This is a genomic window from Bradyrhizobium sp. SEMIA, assembly GCF_014844175.1.
In the GTDB taxonomy this organism is placed as follows: Bacteria; Pseudomonadota; Alphaproteobacteria; order Rhizobiales; family Xanthobacteraceae; genus Bradyrhizobium; species Bradyrhizobium arachidis.
This window is the reverse complement of record NZ_CP046601.1, coordinates 7,899,894-7,923,517: the sequence shown is the minus strand read 5'-3', so window position 1 is coordinate 7,923,517 and position 23,624 is coordinate 7,899,894. Positions and strand designations below refer to the sequence as shown.

The window sequence follows — 23,624 nt, the reverse complement described above, 5'->3', positions numbered from 1 at the left end:
ACTGATTATATTCGAGAAATAGCTGCCCCGATGCGGTTCATGAAGTGCTTGCCTTTGCCAAACGCCTCATATTCGTCGTGATGCTTATGCTATTTTAGTGCAGCGCAGCATCGCTTTCCTCAAACAACAAAGTACTCCGCGCATGCTTCATAGCCGATTGCCTTCAGTCAACGTCGAGGCTCCGGAGCCGGAGCTGTTGTCGATCAGCGACGCCATTCTGGCGTTGAAGGGGCTGGTCTCGCGGCAGCTTCCCTTGATGATCTTCGTTTTCCTGGCGTGCGTGTCGCTTGGGCTGCTCTACGTGATCACCGCGCAGCGAATGTATACGAGCACTGCCAGTCTGATCATCGACAGCCGCAAGATCAACCTGATGCAGCAGCAACAGTCTGCTGGCAGTGATGCGCCGATTGAATCGGCAATGATCGACAGCCAGGTCGAGATCATCAAGTCGGATACGATCGCCCTCTCGGTCATCAAGGACCTGCGTTTGGTCGACGAACCGGAGTTTACCGGCGACAGCGGCGGGCTCGTCGGCAATGTTCTAGGCGCCGTCTTTTCTCTGTTTTCGAGTCCCACGCCGCCGTCCGAGTATCAGCAGTTGCGTAAGGCGCTTAGTCGCTTTCAGAAGAACCTCGCCGTTAAACGCGTGGGATTGAGCTACGTCATCGAGATATCCTATCGCTCGACATCCGCGGACCGCGCCGCGCAGATATCGAATGCGGTGGCCGAGGCTTATATCGTCGACTCTCTCGAGGCCAAGTACAACGCGTCCCGCCGTGCCGCGGTGTGGCTCCAGGATCGCATGAAGGAACTGCGGGCGCAGGCATCCGCTGCCGAGCGCGCGGTTGCTGACTACAAGGCCAAGAACAACATCGTCGATGCGGGCGGTCGACTGCTTAGCGAGCAACAACTGGCTGAAATCAACAGTGCGCTGACCGTCGCGCGGGCGCAGCGTGCGGAAGCACAAGCCCGTCTCGAGCGCATCACGGCGATTCTGAAGTCTGACGACGAAGATCGCAACGTCATTCTCAATGACCTCGCGACGGTCGCCGACACGATGCAGAATCCCGTCATCGTCAAGCTGCGCCAGACTTATCTCGACTATGCGGCGAAGGAATCGGACTGGTCGAATCGCTACGGTGCGAACCATCTTGCAGTGATCAATCTGCGCAATCAGATGCGCGAGATCCGGCGGTCGATCAAGGACGAGCTGAGGCGAACGGCCGAAAGCTTCAAGAGTGATCTAGAAATCGCGAAGTCGCGCGAGGAGGCCAGCCAGAAGAGCCTCAACGACGCGATCAGCCAATCCAACGACACCAGCCAGGCCCAAATTGTGCTGCGCGATCTGGAAAGCAACGCGCAGAGCGCGCGTGCTCTCTCCGACAACTTCTTGCAGATGTACATGGTGTCGGTGCAGCAGCAGTCCTTTCCGATTACCGAAGCTCGCGTGATCACGCCGGCTGCAATTTCGCTGAGTCCGTCGTCCCCGAAGACCTTGCTCGTGCTCCTCGGCAGCTTGCTCGTCGGCGGCTTGTTTGCTGGAGCAGGTGCGTTCATCAGGGATATGATGGATCGCGTGTTCCGCACGGCGCCGCAAGTTGAAGCGATGCTGGGTATGAGCTGTCTTGCGGTCGTGCCGCGCGTTCAGCCGGATGAGTTGCCCCAGACGGGCTGGAGCAAAGCGAGAACGGTGGCCAAACTGGCCTCTGGTTGGCGCCATCTGAGAGGCAGGAGCGAACCCGAGCAACAGGTCGTCCCTTCGGAGTATCCGGCCGGTGCTCAGCTTCTGGGCCGGCAGATGAACGTCACTGACACTATGTCCGGTGTTGTGACCCGCGCGCCGTTCTCTCGTTTCGCGGAATCTATGCGAGCGATCAAGATGGCCATCGATCTGAGCAGGGACGAGGCGTCCTGCAAGATCATCGGCATCACATCGTCATTGCCCAACGAAGGTAAATCGACGATTGCCGGCGCCATCGCGCAGGCGAGCTCCATGAGCGGTACGCGCACGCTTCTGGTGGACTGCGATATCCGCAACCCATCATTGACCCGGCGTTTCTCGCCGGATGCGCAGGCCGGACTAATCGAGCTTGTTCTCGGTCAGGCGGAGCTCAAGGATCTGATCTGGACTGACAGTCAGTCCGCGCTCCACTTCCTGCCTTGCGTCATCGCGTCACGATCGTCGAACTCGGCCGATTTGCTGGCCTCGGCTCCGATGGAGAGATTGTTCAAGGCGCTACGAAACCACTACGATCTCATCATCGTCGACTTGTCTCCGCTCGCGCCTGTTATCGACGTGCGCGGCACGTCGCGCATCGTGGACCATTATACCCTGGTGGTGGAATGGGCCGAGACCAAGATCGATGTCGTCAAGCGATGCCTGGAGGAAGCGCCAGGCGTGCAGAAAAAGCTGATGGGAATAGTGTTGAACAAGGTGGATATCGCAGCCCTGGGCCGCTATGACGCCTACCGCGGCGATTACTATCGAAACCGCTATTACCACCGATACGGCTACGTCGATTAGAAGGATCGTTGCGCCTGCTGCTCACCGTTAGGCTGCTTGCGACCTGTGCTTGTTTCCTGGCGGGGGGGTGGGGTGTGTTCTTCCTCATCCACCCTGATCGCGAGACGCGGCTGAATGGATTCGCTACGCGAATTCTGGCTTCGGATCGCTTCGATCGGCTTGAAGCATTGCTGCCCGAACTGAAAACCGCCGAACTGCGGGTCCCTTGCAACCCAATTGAGCTCCGCAGCGACGTGATCATCCGTACCCGTCTATACGAGGAGGCGGTGGCCGCGGCTGACCCGAAGCGGGCAGATCAACAGCTCATGGGAGCGCGCGAAGCACTCGACGAGACGATTGCATGTGCTCCGACCGAGGGCTTCCTCTGGTTCATTCGGTATTGGATACGGATCAACCAGGGAGCTCCGGCCGGACCGGAGCTTGCCAGCCTTGCGATGTCGTACCGGCTGGCCCCGGTTGAGGGATGGATAGCCGTCCGTCGAAACGTCTATTCCCTTGCGGTTTATGAGCTGTTGGCAGAAGATCAAAAGCGTGCCGTCCGCGCCGAATTTGCCACATTGGTTAACTCGGGTCTGCTCGCCACCGCCGTGCGTAACGTTTTGGGGGCGGGCTGGCCTATCCGCGATAAATTGCTGTCGGAGCTGGAGTGGACGGATCCGACCATGCGATATCAATTTGCGCGCATGGCTCGCGCTGAAGGCGCGGATCTTGCGGTGCCCGGAGTGAAGTTGCGTGATCCATTGGGACGGCAGCAATAGTTTGGAACAGATGGATGCGCGCGGTCATGCCTGAGAAGATGATGGCCCGAGCCATCGGACCGATCCTCTCCCGGGCCGGTCGCGCGAACTGCTTGCGCGAGATCTTGCCGGTATTCGTGTTAGGCACGATCTGCGTCGTGGGCGGGCCAGCATTCGGACAGGCAAGTCTTGCCAATCAACCTCTGTCCGACGAAACGGTCGGCGGCTCCGGCAAGTTCGCGACGAGTTCTCCGCTGACGCAGCCCAAGAGTTTCACGGTCTCGCGTCCCCGCGCCCTCGATCCGACCGGTAAGCCATGTCTCACCGTATCGTCGACGTCCGAAAGTCAGACGCTCAACAAGAACGTCTTCAATCATATCCTCATTCTCGACAATCACTGCGGCAAGCAGATCCGGATTCGGGCCTGCTACTACAAGACTGATAGCTGCACGACGATGTCGGTTGGTGGTTATCGTCGTCAGCAACACATCCTCGGAATCTTCTCGTACTCCGATTTTCAGTATTCATTTCGCGAATATGCCAACTAGGCCCCACGGGAGATCAAGGCGGGACGGGTCGCGGCGTGCCCACGGCAGGCCATCAGGATCCGTCTCCAGGCGATTGTTTCCGCGCGCGATGTTGCTGGGCGGGCTCGTCGGAGTCATGTCCTTGATTGCGGCCTCTCTCTTGGTCAGAGAATGGTCGCCGATCGCAATCAAGGAAGGTAAGTCCGCTTCGCAAGCGCTGATCATCAAGTGGAACGGTCCTCTAACCGAGGCTGCCGCCGGCGTCGTGCTCGGTGTCAACGATGGCGTTTTTCAGAAGGCTGGGTTGTCTTCACGCCTCGAGGTCGGTGTTGACGACGACGACGTGGTGAAGGCCGTAGCTGCTAGCGATCGTATCATCGGGCATGTTTCCGCGATGGCATTTCTGCGGGCGCGCGCCGCAGGTATGCCGGTTGTCGCGATCGCCGGCTCCTATGTTGCGAGCTCAATCCGCCTGTTCGCGCTCGACACGACCGACTTGCAGACCCCGTCGGATCTGGTTGGCAAGACTCTGGCTTACAGGGCGTCGAGCGAGGTCGGGTTTGTCGTCGAAGCGCTCATCAGCCGAAATGCTGTGCAACGCAGCCTGGTCAGGGCGACCGAAGCCACCGGCACGGTGGAACAGCTCATGGCTGGTGCCATCGACGTGCTGGCTGGCTACCTGGAAGTTGAGGGCGCGGAGTTGCGCCGGCTCAAGGTACCCTATCGTGTACTCGATCCAGGTGCCTTCAAGATCCACATTCCGGGGACGGTCTACATCGCCTCGACGCAGATGCTCGCAACGTCGTCCAGTTCGGCCGAAACCTTCGTCTCCGCACTTCTTGCATCCTGGGCGCGAGCCGATCTCGATCCCCGTCGAACGGCTGCGCTCGTCGCGGCGGCGATTGGGCGCGCAGCGACGCCAGAACGCTCGATGACCATGCTTGAGCAGCAGCGCGATTTGATCAGGCCCTTTGGGGCGAGGATGGCCGAGCTCGATCTGGCGCGATGGCAGGAGTTCCAGAGACTCCTGCTGCAACAGCGCGTGATCTCAGACCCGGTAGATCTGCGCGCGGCCATCGACTTCTCGCTCGTGCCGGACGTTTATCGTAGGCAGTCGCGGTCGGTTCAGGCCGATTAGCGATGTCTGGACGGTCGCAAATACGCGCTGAGCGGCAAGCGGCTGCAGCTGAAGAGCAGACGGCTGCCGCAATCGAAATACCCCTCAGCGAAAGATTGGCAACCTACGCTCTCGGGCTCGTGATCGCTGCGGTGCCGCTGATCTTTGGCTCGGTACAAAACAACGTGCTGGCGGTTTGGGTTACCTTGCTGGCGGCAATAGCCTTGCATTGCGTGTGGCGCCATGTCTGTGGCCTCGCCGTGCTTGCGGGATTCGCTGTTGTGATCTGCTGCTGGTTGCTGGTGGTCACGTTGCAGCTCATCCGGCTGCCGCCGTCTCTTGCTGCGCTCGCCCATCCGATCTGGCGTGAAAGTTCGGCGCTGCTCGGCACCGAGCCGACCGCTCGTATCAGCGCTGTACGCGATCTGCCGAGCATTGCGGCCGGAGCGCAGATCGCCAATACGCTCGCGCTGTTCTGCGGGATCTGCCTCGGCCGGAGCAGGTGGTCTGCGGCCTTGCTCCTCGAGATATTCGCCTGGTCCGGCCTCTTCTATGCAGTGTATGGAATTGTCAGCTTTCTTGCTGCGCCTGATCATGTGCTCTGGCTCGAGAAGGTGGCCTATCGCAACGTCCTGACGACGACTTTCATCAACGCCAACACGGCTGCTGTGTATCTGGGGGCAAGCGCTTTGGCGTGGCTGCTGCTTTGCGCGCGGAGCCTGAGGCTTCGCGAGGTCTCGCGACGTCACATCATCAGGGCCTTGTTCGAACGTCCATCGCGTCGAACGTTGATCTGCTCCGTCGCTTTCTTCTTGACGCTCTCAGCCAGCTTCATGACGGGGTCGCGGCTCGGCACCAGCACCACGCTTCTCGTCGTCGCCGGCGGCGCGCTTTCGTACTACCGTGTCTGGGTGCGCAGCTGGCGGGCGGCGGCGATGGCCGTTGTGGCCATCGTCGGCGCCGCTGTCCTGCTAAGTTCGGTCTTGGGCGGGTCCGTCAACGCTCGGTTCGATACGGGAGGGCTTTCCGGCGGCGGACGGGCGGAGGCCTACAGATCGACGCTCGAGATCATCCGGGAGTATCCACTCCTCGGGACCGGCCTCGGCACATTCAGGTGGGTTTTCCCGGAATATCGCAGCCGCGAGGTTCCTATCGGAGGGGTATGGGATCGCGCCCACAGCACCCCGCTCGAGCTCGCAGCCGAAATGGGCCTGCCGTTCGCCGGCCTGATCGCCGCCGTGTGGGCCGCTGTGATGGTCGCTCTGGCGCGCGCCATGGTCCGGCGCCGGCGCGACCGCGTATTTCCTGTGATGGCTTTTTGGGCCGGAGCGCTCGGGCTGCTCCATTCGCTCTTGGACTTTTCCCTGCAAATTCCAGGATTTTCCATAAGTATCATGGTGTTACTCGGAATCGGACTGGCCCAGTCATCCGGAGCGAGCGACCGATTGTCTGTTCCATGATCTCTGGACGGAACGATCGAAATGTGCTATCAATGTCAATAGGTTATTAATAATTGCGGCAAGCGCCGTTTGACAGTTTGGTGTCCAATGACAATCGCAACGTTTCTTGGGGATTTTCGTATTGGTTTGAGGGGGGTGACGTCAGCGGTGTTCCTGCTGGCGCTGGTCGGAGGGGCTCAGCAAGCCTCCGCGGCTTGCAGTCCGGGCGCCGCGTCCCCTCAAAAGATTGCCGATTTCAGTGCAAATCCTTCGTCGCTTTTGGGAACCGCCGGTTCGTCGCGCTCGCCTGGAGATGTGACGGCTGATGTCCGGGATCTCGTCATCAGCGACCCGGCCATGTTGCCCTTGGTCATCGGCCTCTTGAAGACGGATCCGCTTCCGAGTTCCGACCTGCAGAAGGCCATCGGGACGGGACTCGGGCTGGCGGCGAACCAGTGCATTCGTCCCGACCCCAACTTTGCCAGCGACATCCAAACGCAGATCGTCGGCACGAACTCGGCCGATGCCAAGCAGCAATACGCAGCCATTACCGGGAACCAGCTGATCGGTAGCGTTGGCGGCGGCGCGGGTGGCTTCTCCGGTGGTGCCAGCGGTGGCCAAACGAGCCCATTGACCAATCAGTTCGGCGGATCGAGCACCTTGCAGACTTTCCTCGCAAACAGCGTCACCAACCCGACCACCAACTTTTTCAGTGGTGGTACCACGGGCCTGAGCGTGTCGACGACGATCAACACCACAACGACGAGCGTAAGCAGCTCGACCCCCTAGATGGCGCGCTTTCGGCTGTGAGCGCACTGCTGGTCGCCGGTCGGGCAACCGGCAGCCGGTTAGACTTGGTCATTACGTCGGATGCCCGACCTGGCTTTAGCGTCGGATTTCCGGGTTTTTGGACGGAGTTCCCAAGCCGATCGTCGCGGAGATTCGTCCGACGCGTTTCTCTAGGGAGCTTCGAAGCCATCGCAGGCGCCGGGCGGCCCTTTGCCTCGCCAGCGCGACCAATGTCGATGCTTTGAGATGCATCGGAATGGCGGCGACAGCACAATTTCGCTCGAGCGCGATCCGCGCATAGTAATATTCCGGCAAGAAACGGTAGTCGCCGGCGAAATGGCAGATTGCCGGAGTGACAAGACCCTCCGCCCTCATGAAGCTGCACTGGCCTTGCGTCGGATCGATCGTCAGCTTCCCGCGCAGGCTCACGGGGGTCCGCATCAAGCGGCCCTGATCGTCGTATCCTGAGATGCCGTGCTGCGCCATCGCAAGGGCGTAGGCCGGCTCGTCGCCCGGGCCTGTTGAATCGAATGCCTTCAGCCCGTAACTGGCAGGATCATTCTGGATGCGCCGCGCGGATTCGAAAACCCTCGCGCTCAGAGCCGACTTTCGGAAAAAGTAGACACCGCCGTTGAACTTGGGGAGAGATGGCAACTCGAGGCGATGCATCAGGCCCGGGAGATCCAGGAAGTACTCGTCCGCGTCACCCGCCCGAAGATGTCGTTGTACGACCGGGCTGAAGTCGAAGCCGCGGACCTCGTTCAGCTCGTGCTCGAACGGCCGCGCGGCAATGCAATCGGCGTCAATGAACAGCGTCTCCTCGAAAGGCGAATACTGGTCGATGTACATCTTCTGGCGCACGCCACGCCCCAGCGATTGCCGCGCCGGAATGAGGTGGTCGTAAACTCCGGCAAGCCTTCCGCTTTGATCATCCGTTACGACGGCAATCGGATATGCAGGCATGTTCGCCTTCAGCGAAAGGCCGAGGTAATAGGCCTGGTCGATGTAATCCCGCGCGCCGATCGCCAGGGTCAGAAATCCCGCGGACGATCTCCCTGTAGGTTTTGCAAGGTCTCCTCCAGCAGGCAGGGAGTTCATGGTTGTTCCGCGTTGATTGGATTGCAGGGTTTATCAGGAGAGATACACGATGGTGTCTTCGGTGCGATGACCGAAGATCCCGTCTATCTCGGCTGCACGGCAGCTAAGGTGGGAGATGGCACTTCCGCAAGCGGAGAGTGCTGTGCCGGCGTCGGCTTTAGAACCCCAAATCGCAGCGCGAAATCCGCTCCGAATATCGCCCACGCGTACCAATTGTATGACAGGTAATAGGGCAGGTTATCCGAATAGCTGATGATCAGGTTGACGGTGGCGAAGCCGATGATGATGTAGGCCGGGCGGATTGCACGACGCCGATAGACGAAAACCGCGACAATGACGCCTGCGTAAAGCAGCACGTAACCCGCCAACCCCACTAGTCCGAGCTCGTAAATCGTCTGGATATAGGCGCTATGTGCCTCGATGGCATGATTGGCCAAAGGAAAGAAGCGCTCGGCGTTCTTTCCTAGTGTGCCCAGACCCTTGCCAAGTAGGCGAGCATCCTCCGAATCCGCCAACGCGCGTCCCCAGAGCAGCTGACGCCACCCGTAGGAGTTGACGACCACATAGCCGCCTTGGATGTCCTCGAAGGTGATGGTCGGCTCGGCCCCGATGCCTTCAAAACGTTCAGAAACAACAGGCACCAGCAAGATCAGCGGAGCCAGCGGCAGGACCACGAGCAACTTCCGATCCACGCCGATGGCGTAGATGACGATGAAGACAGCCATCGCCAGCCAAGCCGACCGGGTTTGGGTCGCCATCAACAACCCGAATAGCACGAAAAGGTACGAGAACAGGGACGCGCGCCATAGAACCGGGATACGGCGGTGAAGCACCAGATTGTAATACAAGATCGCACATATGACGGCGATCAAATAAAAGGCGAAGACGTTCGGGTGAGAGAACGTCGATTGTATCCGTCCGCTCGCAAGTCCGCCGGCGGCCAGCTCATAGAAGGCCACCGCAGTGGGAACGACAGATGAGTAGATGATGCAAAGCATCAGATTTGCGACATCCTCTTTCGTTCTGAGGAGGATGAACGCTGCGAGGAATATTGCGGGGAATGTGAGCGTGCTCATCAACAGCTTTGCGCTGTCGCCGAGGGCAGACGTGTAACCCAACGACAAGAACGCGATGATGAGGTAAGGCGCCCAGATCAACAGGGGGACTCGAGCAGATCTCGCCCGGGAACTGTAAAGCACTGCCACAGCTGCGATGGAAAGTGCTGCAAGGTTGAACAGCGCGCCGAGCGAGAAGCCGCCCTCGTCGCCGCCACTCGTTCTGCCGATGAGTCCGATCACGATTTCGGCGCTGGTACGGGTGGCTATGAGCCAAAAGAGCGCCACTCTTGCGAGGTTCATCTATTCGTCGCCGATCCGGGGTAAATGGCAGGTCGAAATTCGCGTTCACTTTATCCGATTGGCCCTGTCGGTGCCAGCGCTCGAGGACCGACGGCCGTGCCTCTCTGCATTAATCTTAGCACCTCCATGCCCGTCATTTCGGCTTCCGCGCATAGGGAAACAACGGCATCATTTGTAATTGTTCCGAAACCATTCCACGGAAATGACAACTTTTGTCCACACAAGAGACCTGCGTATTTCTTCCCGGAATCTTATGCAGTACCGCGCTGACATCGATGGCCTGAGAGCTGTCGCAGTTCTTCCTGTTCTTTTCTTTCACGCAGGGGTTCCCTATTTCTCGGGAGGCTTCGTCGGGGTCGACGTTTTCTTCGTCATCTCCGGCTACGTCATCACCAAGGGGCTTCGCGCGGAAATAGAATCCGGTCATTTCTCAATCGCCGGCTTTTATGAGCGCAGATTTCGAAGAATATTTCCTGCCCTGGTGGCCACGCTCTGCCTCACTTTTGCGGCAGCACTTTTTCTCCTGCTGCCGCAAGAACTGGTCGATTTATCCAATAGCCTGATCGCTTCGGTCCTCTCAGTCTCGAATATCTATTTTTGGCGTAGCTCCAGCTATTTCGATGCGTCGTCACTGTTTCGGCCGCTTCTCCATACCTGGTCGCTGTCCGTCGAAGAGCAATTTTACATCCTCATGCCGCTGTCGATGGCGGCGAGCAGGTACTTCTTCGAGCGGACGTGGCGTTATCTGTTCTGGCCGGTCCTTCTGCTCTCGTTGTTGCTGAGCATCTCGGCGACCTACACCGCGCCTACTGCGAACTTCTACCTCTTGCCGACCCGCGCCTGGGAAATTCTGCTCGGGGCAATGCTGGTGCTTACGCCGCCTCCGAGGCCGGCCCCGTGGTTGGCTGAACTGTTGGCAGCCGCGGGCCTCGCGCTGATCGGCTTCTGCGTCTTCTCCTACAGTGACGCGACACCCTTTCCCGGCGTGTCCGCACTGCTTCCATGCATCGGAAGCTTTCTCGTCATATTCGCCGGAGCCGATAACGCAACGCGGGTTGGCCGAATCTTGAGTGTCCGGCCATTGGTGCTGGTTGGCCTGATCTCTTATTCACTCTACCTCGTTCATTGGCCGATCACGGTCATGATGCGATACTATCTGTTGCAGAACCCCCAGGCGCTCCAGGTCCTGTTCATCATCGTAGCCAGCTTCGTCCTGGCCATTCTCTCCTGGAGGTTCATCGAAACGCCGTTCAGGCGGGGCGGAGCCGCGATGACGCGAAAGGCGGTTTTTGCGTCTTGGGGCACTGCCGTCGCGTTCCTGGTTATCCTGGGGTCCGTCGGTACGTTGTCCGCAGGATTTCCCGCGAGATTTCCGGACATGCAGGTGGCAGCCGCGGCCGGTCCCGGGCTGTGGCGAAATGGAGTTTGTTTTCTGGACGGATCGCAGACCTTCGATAAGTGGGATGCGAAGAAGTGCGCGTTGACCCACGGATACAGCGAGAACGTGCTGCTCTGGGGTGACTCGTTCGCCGCGCACTACGTCCCCGGCATCATCGCCTACGGCACGCAGTTGAATGCGAACATCTATCAATATACTGCGGCCGGCTGTCCTCCCGTTCTCAAGTATTACTCCTACAAGCTTCCGAACTGCCAAGCCTTCAACGCCCATGCCCTGGAGATCATCAAGCAACTCGGCATCAGGAAGGTCATCCTGAGTGCGCGGTGGGGGCTTCTGACCACCCGCGGCGGTTTCGACCTCCGCGACACCATTCGACAGATCGAGGCCGCCGGCGCCGACGTCTTCGTTTTTGGCCAGTCGCCAGAATTCGGGATCGATACACGAGCGCTGGCCGTCAGGCTGAAGGAGCGGTCGGACTGGTACGCCGCCAACTACGACGAAGCCCTGGAGCAAAAAATCAGGCTACAATCAGAAGGAGCCCACTATATCTCGCCCTTCGATCTCCTGTGTGAAAAGACCCTTTGCTCCTTTAAGACGAGCGCGGGACTGCTCTATATCGACTACGGTCACTTCTCGGAGAAGGGTAGCCTGGCGGCAGTCAAGTCCATCTTTCCGCTGATATCGGGTGTCGAGGCAAGGACCTCGGAGGCGCATTGACGCTTGGCTCGAGGCGACGATATCCGCCTTTCGGCCTCCAATTCGATGTGCTAGTCAGCGCTGTCTTCATCGCAAATGGCCAGCGCCGGACCGCTTCATTTGCGGCAATCTACATCTCGACCGGGCCAGAAACGGAGGGGGCGGCGTTGAACTATCGTCGCTTCGCAGGCTCTGACTTGGGCCGTCTTTCCGTGACGACAGCCTCTCTCGCTAGAACAAGCCCAGCATGTCGCCAATCGACCTGATCCGCAGTTACTGGGGCCGTCCACTGGTGCGCAGCATTGCTGTGGTGCTCACTGGTACGGCCGCGGCCCAGGTGATTACTGTCGCTGCGTCGCCGATCCTTAGCCGGTTGTTCGACCCGGCAGCTTTCGGCGCGCTCGGGACGTTCATGGCGATCGTCGTGCTTGTCAACGCGGTTGCGACGCTGACCTATTCCGCGGCAATCGTGCTGCCGTCTCACGATGATGATGCTCAGGCGCTCGTCTGGGTAAGCCTCCTGTCGTCGTTTGCCGTTGCCGCCGCGCTTTTGCTCGGCGTTGGTCTGTATCTGGCGTGGCTGGATCGGGTGGAGACCACACAATTTCTCTTGTTTGTGTTGCCGCTTCAGGTGGTCTTTGAAGCCCTGCTACAGGCGGCGCAGCAATGGATGCTCCGAAAGAAGCGATACGCCACATCGGCCAGGGTCATCATCGCCCAGGCGATCGTCGTGAGCCTTTCAAAAGTGCTGGTCGGCGTATTTTGGCCTACGGCTTTCGCGTTGATCCTGGTGTCGATGCTCGCGAGCCCATTCAGCTCGGTCGTGTTCCTGCTCTGGCTGAATGTCGGTGGTGAGCGCTGGCCGGCATGGGTCTCCGTGCAGCGGACGCGGCTCATGGCGCGCAGATATGTCGACTTCCCGCTGTTCAGGGCGCCGCAGACGCTGGTCAGCGCGGTATCCCAGAGCAGTCCGCTTCTGCTGCTGGCGGTCTTCCACGGCCACGTCGCCGCAGGCTTTTTCTCCTTGTGCAATTCCGCATTGGGAGCTCCCGCGTGGCTGCTCGCAAAGACGATCAACGACATCTTCTTTCCGCGGCTGGCAGAGCTCGCAAATCATGGCCAGGAGACGCGTCCACTGCTGCTCAAGGCGACCGGTGCGCTGTGCGCGATCACGGCGTTGCCCTTCGGGATTCTGATCCTCTTCGGCCCGCAGATCTTCGGCCTGGTCTTCGGTGCCAAATGGACCGAAGCGGGTACTTACAGCCAGTTCCTGTCCTTCGTGTTTCTGACCGCGATCATCACGAGACCCGCCTTTGCGGCTGCATCGGTCTATCGCGTCCAGCCCGCGTACCTGGTCTATGAGATCCTGAGCATCATCGTGAGGCTCGGCGCCCTCTCGATCAACGTCTTCGTCAAGACCGACCCGATCGTGCCGGTTGCGCTCTTCAGCTTGGCCGGCTCGTTGGCCAACATCGGCTTCCTCGGCTATATCCTCGGCGTGGCGACGAAGTTCGATCGCAAGCTCAAGCTGGAGAAACAGGCGAGCCACGCCTGAGCGCCGCGACGGCTTCGAGCCTGCTGAGCTCGTCGCCGTCAGGCTCTAGAGCATGATCCGGAAAAGTGCGCAGCGGTTTTCCGAAAAGATCATGCTCAAACAATAACCTCGATGACGATTCATCCTGATCTTATCGCGCTTTAGGCCGAGGCCTTGGCCCGTTTCATCGACATGAGCAGCGCGATCCTGGAGCGAAGCGCCAGAGCGGGAGCCTCGATCGTATGCCATGACGCGGCGCTGATGCCGATCGTTAGCGGCGTAGCGATCGCAATGATGCCCAGCGGTGAAATGCCGTTGAAGAAGTAGGCTACGAGCTGCTCGATCGGGAAAGCGTAGATGTAGATTCCGTAGGAATAGTCGCCGAGGTTATTGAAGGGATAGAGCACCTTGAGCGACCGAAAACCTATGTAGAACGTGCAGAAGGCGACGGAGAACAGGATCATCTCACGGTAGAATGGCGTGTTGGCCGACAACACCGTGCACACGAGGAGCGCTGCGCAGATCGTGAAGTTGAGCGGCAGCCGATCCCGGTAAGCATAGAACAGCATTCCGATGACGAAAGCCGGGGTGAGATCCAGCAGGTGAGACAGGAAATTGATGGCGCCTTTGCTTACCCAGTCAGGAAAGAGACCTGCCATCAGCATCAGCTTTGCTACGACATACAGGACTAGGTAGGTCGCAAAGAAAGTGGCACGCGCGGTCTTGTTCTGGAGAATGCCGAGCACGGCCAGAAACGAGACCATCACATAGCAGAGGACTTCATAAAAGAGTGTCCAGAGCGAGGCGTTCACCAGTTGGGGGAACGGGTTGCCGTCAAATACGCCGGGCAGCTCATATTGCACCCAGGCAAGTGACAATCCTGATGGAATGTAGGCATAAGTTCGAATGCTCGAGAAATAGCCGCCGACGCTCAGCACAGATACGCCTGCGCCAAGTAGCATTGTCGACAGAAGCGCCACGAGCAATCCGGGGTAAATTCTTAGAAAACGCGCAGTCCAAAAATCAAACGGGCCCGCACTTCTAAGTGCACTCTGCGCAATGAAGTAACCCGATACGCTGAAGAACACGAGCACTGCGAGGGTTCCGAGCCCTCCTCGCATACCAAGTTCCGACTCGAACGGCTGTACCGTCTTTGCTCCCCAAGCGATCGGATATGCATGTGACACAAGCACCGCGAAGGCGGCGACTGCACGAATGAAGTTGAAGTTGTTGTTTCGATGCATCCAGGACAACCCACATCTTCCGCAAGGCGTCGCCTTGCGAAATCCTGTGATGCGTTCTCGAATGTATCCAGAAACTTGAGCGTTTTAGGGCAGTCGTTCGTAACGATGAGAGAATTTTCCCGGCGTGCGGATGCGATCACCGCTGCTCGACCCGTTCCAGCTAACGGCTGTAGAGCGCGTGCCCGGAATTTTGATGGGCGCTCTCAGTCCGGTTGGGTCGAGATTTCAGGGCGTCTGATTGCGATCCCCAAGGCGACCTTTGAGCGGAGCAACAGGGCGGGCGCTTCAATCGTATGCCAGGAAGCAGCGCTTATCGCGATTGTAATCGGCGTGGAGATTGCGACGACTGTCAGTGCCGATATGTTGCCGAACAGATGGGCAACGAGCTGCTCAATCGGAAAGGCATAGATGTAGATGCCATACGAATAATCCCCCAAGTTATTGAAGGGATACAGCACCTGCAGCGATCGAAAGCCTATGTAGAAGGTACAAAATGCCGCTGAAAATAGCAGCATCTCACGATGGAAAGGTAAGTTCGTTGAAAGCGCCGTTCCGAGTACAAAGACGACGCAAATGATAGCGTTCAAGGGAAGTTGGTCGCGATAGACATAGAACAGCATTCCGATGACGAACGCCGGGGTCAATTCAAGAAGGTGGTTCAGGAAATTGTTTGCGGCAGGGCTGACCCAAGCTGGTGTAAGGCCAGTAAGCACCATCGTCTTTGCCGCGACATATGCGACCAAATACAAGACGAAGAAGCCGACACGCGCTTTGCTATGTTGCAGAATGCCGAGAGTGGCCAGCACGGAGACCATCACATAGCAAAGTACCTCATAGAAAAGCGTCCACAGTGATCCGTTTACGACTTGAGGAAAGGGATTGCCGCTAAAGACGCCCGGGAGGCTGTATTGTATCCAGAGAAGCGATAACCCTGCTGGCAGATACGTATACGTTTCGCGGCTGGAGAAGTATTCGGAGTTGCTCAGTGTGGATACACCGGCGGCAAGCAGCACAGTCAACGATAGCGAAACGAACAACCCAGGATAAATTCTCAGAAATCGCGCTACCCAAAAGTCGAAGGAACTTTTGCTTCTAAGCGCGCTCTGGGTGATAAAGTAGCCCGAGACGATGAAAAAGATTATGACCGCAAACCGACCCAAGCCACCGGTTAGTTGCAGCAGGTCTTCGAGAGGTTGGATCGTACGTCCACCCCAGGCAATTGGATATGCATGCGAAACCAGAACCGCGAACGCTGCAACGGCACGGATGAGGTTGAAATTGTTGTGTCGATGCATCCGGTCGTACTCATTTCTTCTCTTCGAGAGAGGCTGGTTTTCACCAGCCCCTGCATCATCCCGATCTGTTAGGTAGCCGCGAATCCCTTAAGTACCTGGCACATTTTCGGGGCGACGGCCCTGAAGGTCGCCGAATTCTCGACGCTTGTTCTTGCCGCGCTTCCGAGCCTCAGGCGAAGATCTTCATCGTTCCATAGTTTTGCGATGGCGTTGCGCAGGCCCTCGATGTCGCCCGGCTCGACCAGGAGCCCGGTCTCGCCGTCCTCGATATAGTCCACCGTCCCCGGCGCGCGCGTCACGACCACCGGCCGTCCGAACATCATGGTCTCGAGGAAGCTGACCTGACCGGAGGCGGCCTCGACTTCCTTGAGTGGAATCACGATGAGATCGGCGGCGCGGCTCAGCTTATGGCATTCCTCAAGCGGCAGGCCGCTCCTGTGTTCGATGAAAGGCGGCAGTTGCACGTTTTCCATGGCCTTGGGGCCGGAGACGATGATGGTACGGTATCCGAGCGGGGTGAGTGCCTTCACCAGGCCGTCGTAGTCGCGGTTGGCCGTTCCCAGCGCCAACACGAAGCGATCCGCGTTGCCGGTGACCGGCGGCAATGCCTTCATTTCCACCGAGAGAGGAACGTAAATGAATTTGTCCCGCGGCAGCCGCAGCCATTTCGAATAGATATCGATCTCGGCCGTCGAATGAACGACGAAGATGTCGATGGCGCGCGAAGCAAAACGGGCGAGCACGCCCTTAGCTCCGTCGTAGGTCGATCCGAGATTGAAGCACCATGCGACGATCGGCACCTTCGAAAAGGTGAGGCGCTTGATCAGCGCGAGGCAGATCGGCAGTTGAGGAAAGCTCGTGAGATAGCCGAATTGCTCGTCGGGTTTCGAAGGCGTCTTGAACCACGCTCGAACGGCATGACGCGCATAGTCGATCCACTCGCGCAAGCCGGACAGGCGGCGAGATCGATCATGATCATAGTCGGACGGGATCACCTCGAAGGTCAGACTTGGATCGGAGATGTAGGAAGGTATCCAGCCCGTCGTGGTCGAGGGGCTGAAGGGCGTCAATACCTTCCAGTGCATCGCTGGCCTAAGCGGGAGCTGATTGGGGGCTGAAGCATCGCTCAAGAAAGATAGTCCTCTTTCGGCATTGCGCAGACGCGCAACAGATATTGTCCATAGGCGCTCTTGGCGATCGGTTCGGCCAGGCGCCGCAGTTGATCGGGCGAGATCCAGCCGGAGCGATAGGCAATCTCCTCGGGACAGCAGATCTTGTAGCCTTGGCGTTTTTCGAGCACGCGGACGAACTCGGCCGCCTCGAGCATGTTGTCCGGCGTTCCGGTATCGAGCCAGGCAAAGCCGCGCCCCATTCTCTCGACGCGGAGCTGTTTCCGTTCGAGGTAGGCGCGGTTGACGTCGGTGATCTCGAGCTCGCCTCGCTTCGAGGGCTTCAGATTCGCGGCGATATCGACGACTTCCCGGTCGTAGAAATAGAGCCCGGTCACCGCCCAGTTCGATCGTGGTTCGCGCGGCTTCTCCTCGATCGATACGGCCACGTTGCGCTGGTCGAATTCCACCACGCCGTAGGCCTGAGGATCGCTGACGTGATAGGCGAAAATCGTCGCTCCATCGACCTGGCGGTTGGCCCGGCGCAGCACCGGAACCAGATCGTGGCCGTAGAAGAGATTGTCTCCCAGGACGAGTGCAGACGATTGGCCGGCGACGAAGTCGGCGCCGATGATGTAGGCCTGCGCAAGTCCGTCCGGGCTCGGCTGTTCGGCATAGCTGAACGACATTCCCCATTTCTCGCCGTCGCCCAGCAGCTGCCGGAATCTCGGCAGGTCGCTCGGCGTAGAGATGATCAGGACGTCGCGAATTCCGGCCAGCATCAGGACCGATAGCGGGTAGTAGATCAACGGTTTGTCGTAGATCGGCAAGAGCTGCTTCGACGCCGAGATCGTCATCGGATGCAGGCGCGTGCCGCTGCCGCCCGCGAGAACGATGCCTTTGGTAATCGCAGTCATCTCATGATCCTTTCGTGACCCGTCGATCGCGAGATCTCAATTCTTCTGTCCTGGTGCCGCAGCGAGGGCCGCCGCCAGCTTGGTCACGTCGCCCCAGACTGCCGGTGAATCGTACGGACGCATCGGAAACTTGCCCCATTGCAGCTCGATATCGAGGTTGTTGTCGGAAACGAATTTCGTGACCCGTGTTCGCAGGGACGTCGGTGTGCCCGAGCAGCAGTTGATCACTCCCGTGACCTCCGTCTGCGACGACACTTTGGCGATCTGTCCTGCGAGCTCCGCTACGTCGATGAAATCGCAAAGCAGCTCACCGCTGTTGAGCGGGAACGTCTTCTGGCCTTCTTCGGCTGCCTTCAGGAGTTTGGCAAAGATCGAATTGTTCCGGCGATCGTCTCCGGTGATGTAATAGCACCGCAGCCACTGGCTCACGGCGCCATGCTGGGTGCAGAGCCAGTCCTGGAGTTGGCGCAGATAGTTCTTGGCCATGCCATAGGGGTGGCGCGGCGACGCCGGCGTCGCCTCGGTGACGGCCCCGACGTGAAAGCCGATCTCGTGCACGGTCCCGGCGGTGACAAGATGCTTCAGGCCGCCGCGAAGCATTGTTTCCATGAACCGGTAATGCTTGTCGACATTGGCGAAATGCGCAGGATTTGCGTGATCGAAGCCGAATTCCCAGGCGAGATGAATGCAAACATCCGGGCTTCCGAGACGGCGGTACAGATCGGGATCGCTATCGAAGATGTCAGCCGCGAGGTGTCCGGAAGTGCCACCGCCAGATGGATGCCGCCCTATCGAGACGACCTCATGACCCGCCTTTCGCAAGGCCGGCACGACGTGCGATCCAACATATCCACCACCGCCGGTGACTGCGACCTTCATACCGTATCTGTCCCTCTTAACTCAGGCCGCCAGTCAATCGAAATAAGTCGGCAGCGCCTTCAGCTGTGGCCAGCGGGTATCTTTCTCTGCGAGCAGAGACTTGTCCCGTGGCACCTGCCAATCGATCGCGAGATCCGGATCATCCCAGGCAAGGCCACGCTCGTCCTTCGGAGACCAGTAAGCGGTTACTTTGTAGAGAACCACCGTGTCGGGTTCCAGCGTGCAATAGCCGTGGGCAAAGCCGGCCGGAACCAGAAGCTGTTTGCCGTTTCGGCCGAAAGCACTTCCGAGACCCACTTTCCATAAGTGGGCGACGAGCGCCGCAAGTCGACTGCGACGTCAACCACGCTCCCGTGCAATACGCGCAGCAATTTGTCTTGTGCCGTGGGGGGCGTCTGGAAATGGAGACCACGGATGGTGCCTGTCTCCTTCGAGAAGGCCTGATTGTCCTGAACGAAATTCAGGGTGATGCCGTGCTCGAAAAATCGCTGCTGGTTGTACGTCTCGCTGAAGAGCCCGCGGACATCGCCGAATGATTTTGGCGTAATGACCTTGACGGCCTCGATGGCGGTAGGAACGACGTTGAGCATGGTAAATCCTGGACGCTGAAGAACCTAGACTGCGAGGCCAAGTCGCTCGCCTCGATAGGTGCCTGTCCTCACGCGTTCCCACCATGTCTTGTTGTCGAGATACCATTGCACGGTTTGGCGCAATCCGCTCTCAAAACTGTGCCTTGGTTTCCAGCCCAGCTCTCGCGCTATCTTCGCAGCGTCGATCGCATAGCGTGCATCGTGGCCCGGGCGGTCCGCCACAAAGGTGATCAGCCGTTCGCGTGGGCCGATCGACGGATTGGGGGCGAGCTCATCGACCAATGCGCAGATCGCCCTGACAACATCGATATTTGTGGCCTCATTGTGACCGCCGATATTGTAGCACTGTCCCGTGACGCCTTTGTGAGCAACAAGCAGGAGTGCTTCCGCGTGGTCATCCACATGAAGCCAGTCGCGGATGTTTTCACCCTTGCCGTAGACCGGGAGCGGCTTGCCCTCCAGTGCATTGATGATCGTCAGCGGAATCAGCTTTTCGGGAAAGTGGTAGGGGCCGTAATTGTTGGAGCAGTTGGTGATCACGACTGGCAGGCCGTAGGTATGGTGCCAGGCGCGAACTAGGTGATCGGATGCGGCCTTGGACGCGGAATAGGGGGAGTTCGGCTGATAGGCCGTCTCTTCGCTGAAGTAGCCGGTGGCTCCCAGCGATCCAAAAACCTCGTCGGTCGAGATGTGATGGAAGCGAAAGCCGTCCTTGCGTTGCGGCGGCAGCTTCCGCCAGTACTCCAGGGCCGCCTGAAGCAGTGCAAAGGTGCCGACGACGTTGGTTTGAATGAACTCGCCGGGTCCGTCGATTGAGCGGTCGACGTGACTTTCAGCCGCAAGATGCATGACAACGTCCGGTGCGAACGCCGTCACAATTCGTCGCATGGCCGCAGCATCGGCGATGTCGGCTTGCTCGAAGCGGTACCGCGGATTCGCGGAAACCGGCCGAAGCGAATCCAGATTGCCCGCGTAGGTGAGCTTGTCGACGACGAGGACGTCACTCGACGTGGTCTCGATGAGGCGACGCACGACGGCCGAGCCGATGAAGCCTGCTCCGCCGGTTACGAGAAACCTCTTCGGATCGCATTGCGAAGCCAACGTCGAGTCCTTAGCCACGAACAGTTCCATTCTTGGTTTCAGCAGATAGTCAGCGAATGACTAAAAGTCCTTGTGGGCCTCTCTGTGGCGAGTGCCCAAGAATTCTTCATCGTGCTCAAAATTCGGACTGAAATTCCAAGATGAAGATAGATTAGCGAATTATGCGTGAAGTCTATTGTCTTCGTAAAATCCGAGCAAGTCATTTTTCCCCGCATAGCTAATATGACAAAATTCTGTAGTTCTTCGCGAATTCGAGCTTCGATGTTCGTGAGCAGCAGGTGCCTCGGAGCTGCCGGCCGTTGGCAAGGTTAATCCGCAGAATTCGCCTACACGCCAACGGCCAATAGATCGCGTAGCGTAGCCGGCCCCATTATCGAGAGCTCCCACTAAGCGTCAGCTTGAGCTGCTCCGCTGAAGTGGGGTGTCCATCTTCGCTTTGGGCTTGGACAATCCGGCGAGTAGCTGCGACATCGGCCTTTCGATCGTCGAGTACACGATCAGCCCGCCGACGAGCGCAATTGCGGTGCCGATCGTGCCATAGAACAGCGCGATCTCGCTGAAGCCGTGAACGATGCCGGCCCGTTTCGCGACCAGGTTGAACATCAGGAAGAAGATGATGTGCGACAGGTAGATCGAGTAGGACGCATCGCCGAGCAGCAATCCAGCGCGGCTCGGGCTTTTCTGGGCATCGGGTTCGAAGCTCAACGCCGCTGCGACGACAAGCGCGGCCGGCAGACCCCAAATGATCGCTCGTGTGAGCAGGCTTTCCGGGGTGTGCCAGGCGGACCACACGATCACTGCGCTCGCAAGAAAAATGAGCGTAGCTGCCAAGGATCTTGGGGGAATAAGTTTGGCTTCGTAGAGCCTCCCGATCACGCAGCCAGCGATGAATTCGAGCAGGAGCGGGCTAGTGTACGCGAATGACATGCCGTTTCTAAAATCGAACAGCAGGCCGATGGCAACCAAAGCGGCGAGGCACAAGACGACGGCCTTGAGTTGCGTCGACCTTGGCAGGGTCAGCGTAACGGCAAAGACGCAATAGAAGAACATTTCGTACATCAGCGTCCAACCGAGGAAGTAGAATGCTGAAATGCGCTGGCTCAAATGCTCCTCGAACCACGGAATGAAGAACAGCGACCTGACGACATCCAGCGGCGCAATCGCCCCTGGCAAATGGCCAGGACGGCCTTCGTTGTTCGCGCGCAATCTGCGCTCTTCACCCATACGGTGGCAGAAGACCAGGAATGATCGAGCTTGCCGGCTTTGTTCAAGGAAAGAAAAAAGCTCGGAACGGAAAATAGCACCAGAGCCGCCAGAAGCAGCGTGACCTGGATGCGCTCCAGTCTTGCAATGAACTCGCGCAACGATTCGGCCCCTCACCGTTCAGAATGCTATTCGTGACGAGCGCCGCAGTCCGGCTCTCGGCTGCTTTGACGATAGACGTAGGCGATCACCCCTCCCGCGCTGCCTTCCGCAACGTACTGATTCTCAACTCTCGGCCCCGGCAAGGTCTCGCGCGGTGGTCGCGTTCGTACCAGCAGTGCAGGACGTTCGAAAACCTTGCATCGTGCAGGCGACGAGAGATAACCTCGATAGCGCTCGATGATCGGACCGACACTTTGCTCGAGCTCGGCCTGCCGCACCGTGCGATTGTCGCTTGCCGGATACCATGCATCGCGAAAGCTGAACAGGTAGCTCAGATTTGATCCGGCCCGCTGCTGGATTTCCGCGCGCAGCAGCTGCTCTGCCATCTCCGGACTCACCTCCGTTCGAAACCAGTGCTCGAACAGCTCATTCTCGTAGCGGCTGGGATCGGCACTCCTGGCCTCCGGCGCCATGTTCGGAATGAAGTCCATGGCGACCCGGTAGAAAGTCAGCACGACATTGTAACGGTTGTTCGTTCTGACCTGCAGCACCGGCGCAATGCCCGCGTTGTCCAATACGAGGGTCGCCTGGTCCGCCGTAGCGGCGTCGACAGCCTGCAACGCGCGGACAGTGGCGATGGCCTCCATGTTGTAGGCCCGCCAGATCGAGAACGAGGTCTTCTCCGCCCGCACGACGACGGCGACAATGAGAGCCGAACATACCCACAACACCGGTGCAGGAAATGACAGCCGCGTGGTGTAGGACGGCGCCATGACGGAAAGGGCCGTGACAGCGCCGAACAGAAGTACCGGATAGCTTACGGTGCGCTCCCAATCCCGCGCGCTGAACATGACCCCGGTTACGATCTGCTGATTGCTCAGCACCAGGGGCATGACCAGACAACCCAAAGCGAGAAAGGCCAATGGCTCCCTGCACCCTCGCCAGATCATCCAACAGGCGAAGGAGATGCTGAAGACGAGGCTGCCGATAACGGAAGGCGTTATGATCGGCAGACGCGTCGGGTAGGTAAGGCCGGTCAGCATGCCCGTCGTTGTCTGACCGCCATTGTGATCCCAATAAACCGCGCTGAGCGATACCAATGCGGCCCCCAGCAAACCGACTGCAATTGGGATGGCCGAGATCTGCCTGAAATATCCCTGCACCAGCAGGAATCCGCCAGCAATCGCCGCCACCGGAAGCGTCACGAACGTGTACCCGATGGGAAGCAGAGATATGGTTATGACCGCTGCCGCAAGAGCTGCCCGTTCTCGAATTCCGATGACGACGGCAAATCGCGCGAGAAGTCCGAGAGTCAGGAACATGAGCACAAAGCTCACCTGCGGCTCCGGCGTCCTGAGAATCGCGAGAAAGCTCGTCTCGTAGGACGGGACCAGGTTGGGATGAGCCAACCCGACGATCTGGGAAAACCGCAAAATATTGAACTGGCCCGACGTCCAGAGAATCAGGTTGCCCAGTGAAAACAGATCATTCGCAAAAACGAGCAGCAGCGCCGCCAGCACCCTTGCGGAGCGGCCGGATACGACCTGACTGACGGCGAAATAGGCGGCGCAGCTCGCCAGGAATGGAAATACGAAATCCGACGCCGCCAGCGTCGCGTCCAGTGAGGATCCACAGAGGCGATAAATGATACTGAGCGCGAAACCTGACAGCGCGCGCGTCGACCTCAGCGTTCCCAGCAACCAGCTCAGAACATAGGTGTCCTCGTCATAGGCACCGTGAAAATACCGAAATTCGCCAATCTCCCAGGCGAATTGCAGGTGCGGCCAAAGCCCCAGGATTCCGACGAAGGTCGCTACCAGGCCGGCTGCCAGCAGGTCAGCTCGCGTCCAAGGCAATGGACAGTTCTTTGTCACGTCGACTTCCAATTGAAGGCAAGAGCGTCGGA

General features: G+C 58.8%; 18 protein-coding genes and 1 pseudogene. 8 read left to right on the top strand and 11 right to left on the bottom strand.

Annotated features, from left to right (window positions below):
* The first annotated feature begins 97 nt into the window (after nucleotides 1-97).
* The 6 genes from FOM02_RS38065 to FOM02_RS38040 all read left to right on the top strand — a co-directional run bounded on the left by FOM02_RS38065 (nucleotide 98) and on the right by FOM02_RS38040 (nucleotide 7,133).
* The gene (locus FOM02_RS38065; RefSeq protein ID WP_231164288.1) at nucleotides 98-2,524 is read left to right on the top strand and encodes a polysaccharide biosynthesis tyrosine autokinase; all 2,427 of its coding nucleotides are present in this window, start codon (nucleotides 98-100) and stop codon (nucleotides 2,522-2,524) included.
* Nucleotides 2,525-2,532: 8 nt separating this feature from the next.
* On the top strand, nucleotides 2,533-3,282 hold the full coding sequence (locus FOM02_RS38060) for a hypothetical protein (protein WP_027562162.1): 750 nt from the start codon (nucleotides 2,533-2,535) through the stop codon (nucleotides 3,280-3,282).
* 14 nt (nucleotides 3,283-3,296) lie between these two features.
* Nucleotides 3,297-3,809 (top strand): hypothetical protein, encoded by a 513-nt coding sequence (locus FOM02_RS38055; protein ID WP_051378063.1) that lies wholly within the window; start codon nucleotides 3,297-3,299, stop codon nucleotides 3,807-3,809.
* A gap of 115 nt (nucleotides 3,810-3,924) precedes the next feature.
* Complete coding sequence (locus FOM02_RS38050; RefSeq protein ID WP_159073951.1) at nucleotides 3,925-4,926, top strand: ABC transporter substrate-binding protein; 1,002 nt, start codon at nucleotides 3,925-3,927, stop codon at nucleotides 4,924-4,926.
* A 95-nt stretch (nucleotides 4,927-5,021) separates the two neighbouring features.
* A complete protein-coding gene (locus FOM02_RS38045; RefSeq protein ID WP_159073950.1) occupies nucleotides 5,022-6,365 on the top strand; it encodes an O-antigen ligase family protein in 1,344 nt (447 codons plus the stop codon).
* An 87-nt stretch (nucleotides 6,366-6,452) separates the two neighbouring features.
* Complete coding sequence (locus FOM02_RS38040) at nucleotides 6,453-7,133, top strand: hypothetical protein (protein WP_051378058.1); 681 nt, start codon at nucleotides 6,453-6,455, stop codon at nucleotides 7,131-7,133.
* 96 nt (nucleotides 7,134-7,229) lie between these two features.
* Here the strand turns inward: FOM02_RS38040 and FOM02_RS38035 are convergent, their stop codons facing one another.
* Complete coding sequence (locus FOM02_RS38035) at nucleotides 7,230-8,231, bottom strand: hypothetical protein (RefSeq protein ID WP_027562159.1); 1,002 nt, start codon at nucleotides 8,229-8,231, stop codon at nucleotides 7,230-7,232.
* Nucleotides 8,232-8,314: 83 nt separating this feature from the next.
* Nucleotides 8,315-9,589 carry an O-antigen ligase family protein gene (locus tag FOM02_RS38030; protein ID WP_027562158.1) on the bottom strand — a complete coding sequence of 425 codons (1,275 nt, stop codon included), beginning with the start codon at nucleotides 9,587-9,589 and terminating at the stop codon, nucleotides 8,315-8,317.
* Nucleotides 9,590-9,842: 253 nt separating this feature from the next.
* On the opposite strand from FOM02_RS38030, the gene FOM02_RS38025 reads away from it, so the two are divergent.
* Nucleotides 9,843-11,705: an acyltransferase family protein gene (locus FOM02_RS38025; protein ID WP_027562157.1), complete on the top strand. Its 1,863-nt coding sequence runs from the start codon at nucleotides 9,843-9,845 to the stop codon at nucleotides 11,703-11,705.
* Nucleotides 11,706-11,931: 226 nt separating this feature from the next.
* A complete protein-coding gene (locus FOM02_RS38020) occupies nucleotides 11,932-13,239 on the top strand; it encodes an oligosaccharide flippase family protein (RefSeq protein WP_051378057.1) in 1,308 nt (435 codons plus the stop codon).
* Nucleotides 13,240-13,379: 140 nt separating this feature from the next.
* On the opposite strand, the gene FOM02_RS38015 is transcribed toward FOM02_RS38020, so the two are convergent.
* From FOM02_RS38015 to FOM02_RS37975, 9 genes and pseudogenes are all read right to left on the bottom strand, one after another.
* On the bottom strand, nucleotides 13,380-14,462 hold the full coding sequence (locus FOM02_RS38015; RefSeq protein WP_063617210.1) for an acyltransferase family protein: 1,083 nt from the start codon (nucleotides 14,460-14,462) through the stop codon (nucleotides 13,380-13,382).
* 203 nt (nucleotides 14,463-14,665) lie between these two features.
* Entirely contained in the window at nucleotides 14,666-15,757 is a 1,092-nt protein-coding gene (locus tag FOM02_RS38010; RefSeq protein ID WP_027562155.1) for an acyltransferase family protein, read from the bottom strand.
* A 68-nt stretch (nucleotides 15,758-15,825) separates the two neighbouring features.
* Nucleotides 15,826-16,842 (bottom strand): glycosyltransferase family 4 protein, encoded by a 1,017-nt coding sequence (locus tag FOM02_RS38005; RefSeq protein WP_027562154.1) that lies wholly within the window; start codon nucleotides 16,840-16,842, stop codon nucleotides 15,826-15,828.
* A 41-nt stretch (nucleotides 16,843-16,883) separates the two neighbouring features.
* Nucleotides 16,884-17,783, bottom strand: coding sequence for a glucose-1-phosphate thymidylyltransferase RfbA (gene rfbA / locus FOM02_RS38000; RefSeq protein ID WP_027562153.1), 900 nt, complete (start codon nucleotides 17,781-17,783; stop codon nucleotides 16,884-16,886).
* Nucleotides 17,784-17,819: 36 nt separating this feature from the next.
* Nucleotides 17,820-18,662 carry an NAD-dependent epimerase/dehydratase family protein gene (locus FOM02_RS37995; RefSeq protein ID WP_027562152.1) on the bottom strand — a complete coding sequence of 281 codons (843 nt, stop codon included), beginning with the start codon at nucleotides 18,660-18,662 and terminating at the stop codon, nucleotides 17,820-17,822.
* Nucleotides 18,663-18,695: 33 nt separating this feature from the next.
* Nucleotides 18,696-19,252 (bottom strand): annotated as a pseudogene (gene rfbC / locus FOM02_RS37990) (dTDP-4-dehydrorhamnose 3,5-epimerase).
* A gap of 24 nt (nucleotides 19,253-19,276) precedes the next feature.
* Nucleotides 19,277-20,383 carry a dTDP-glucose 4,6-dehydratase gene (gene rfbB, locus FOM02_RS37985; RefSeq protein WP_051378052.1) on the bottom strand — a complete coding sequence of 369 codons (1,107 nt, stop codon included), beginning with the start codon at nucleotides 20,381-20,383 and terminating at the stop codon, nucleotides 19,277-19,279.
* A gap of 363 nt (nucleotides 20,384-20,746) precedes the next feature.
* On the bottom strand, nucleotides 20,747-21,559 hold the full coding sequence (locus FOM02_RS37980) for an acyltransferase family protein (RefSeq protein WP_265440963.1): 813 nt from the start codon (nucleotides 21,557-21,559) through the stop codon (nucleotides 20,747-20,749).
* Between the two features lie 185 nt (nucleotides 21,560-21,744).
* Nucleotides 21,745-23,592: a hypothetical protein gene (locus tag FOM02_RS37975; protein ID WP_265440962.1), complete on the bottom strand. Its 1,848-nt coding sequence runs from the start codon at nucleotides 23,590-23,592 to the stop codon at nucleotides 21,745-21,747.
* Nucleotides 23,593-23,624: the final 32 nt, after the last annotated feature.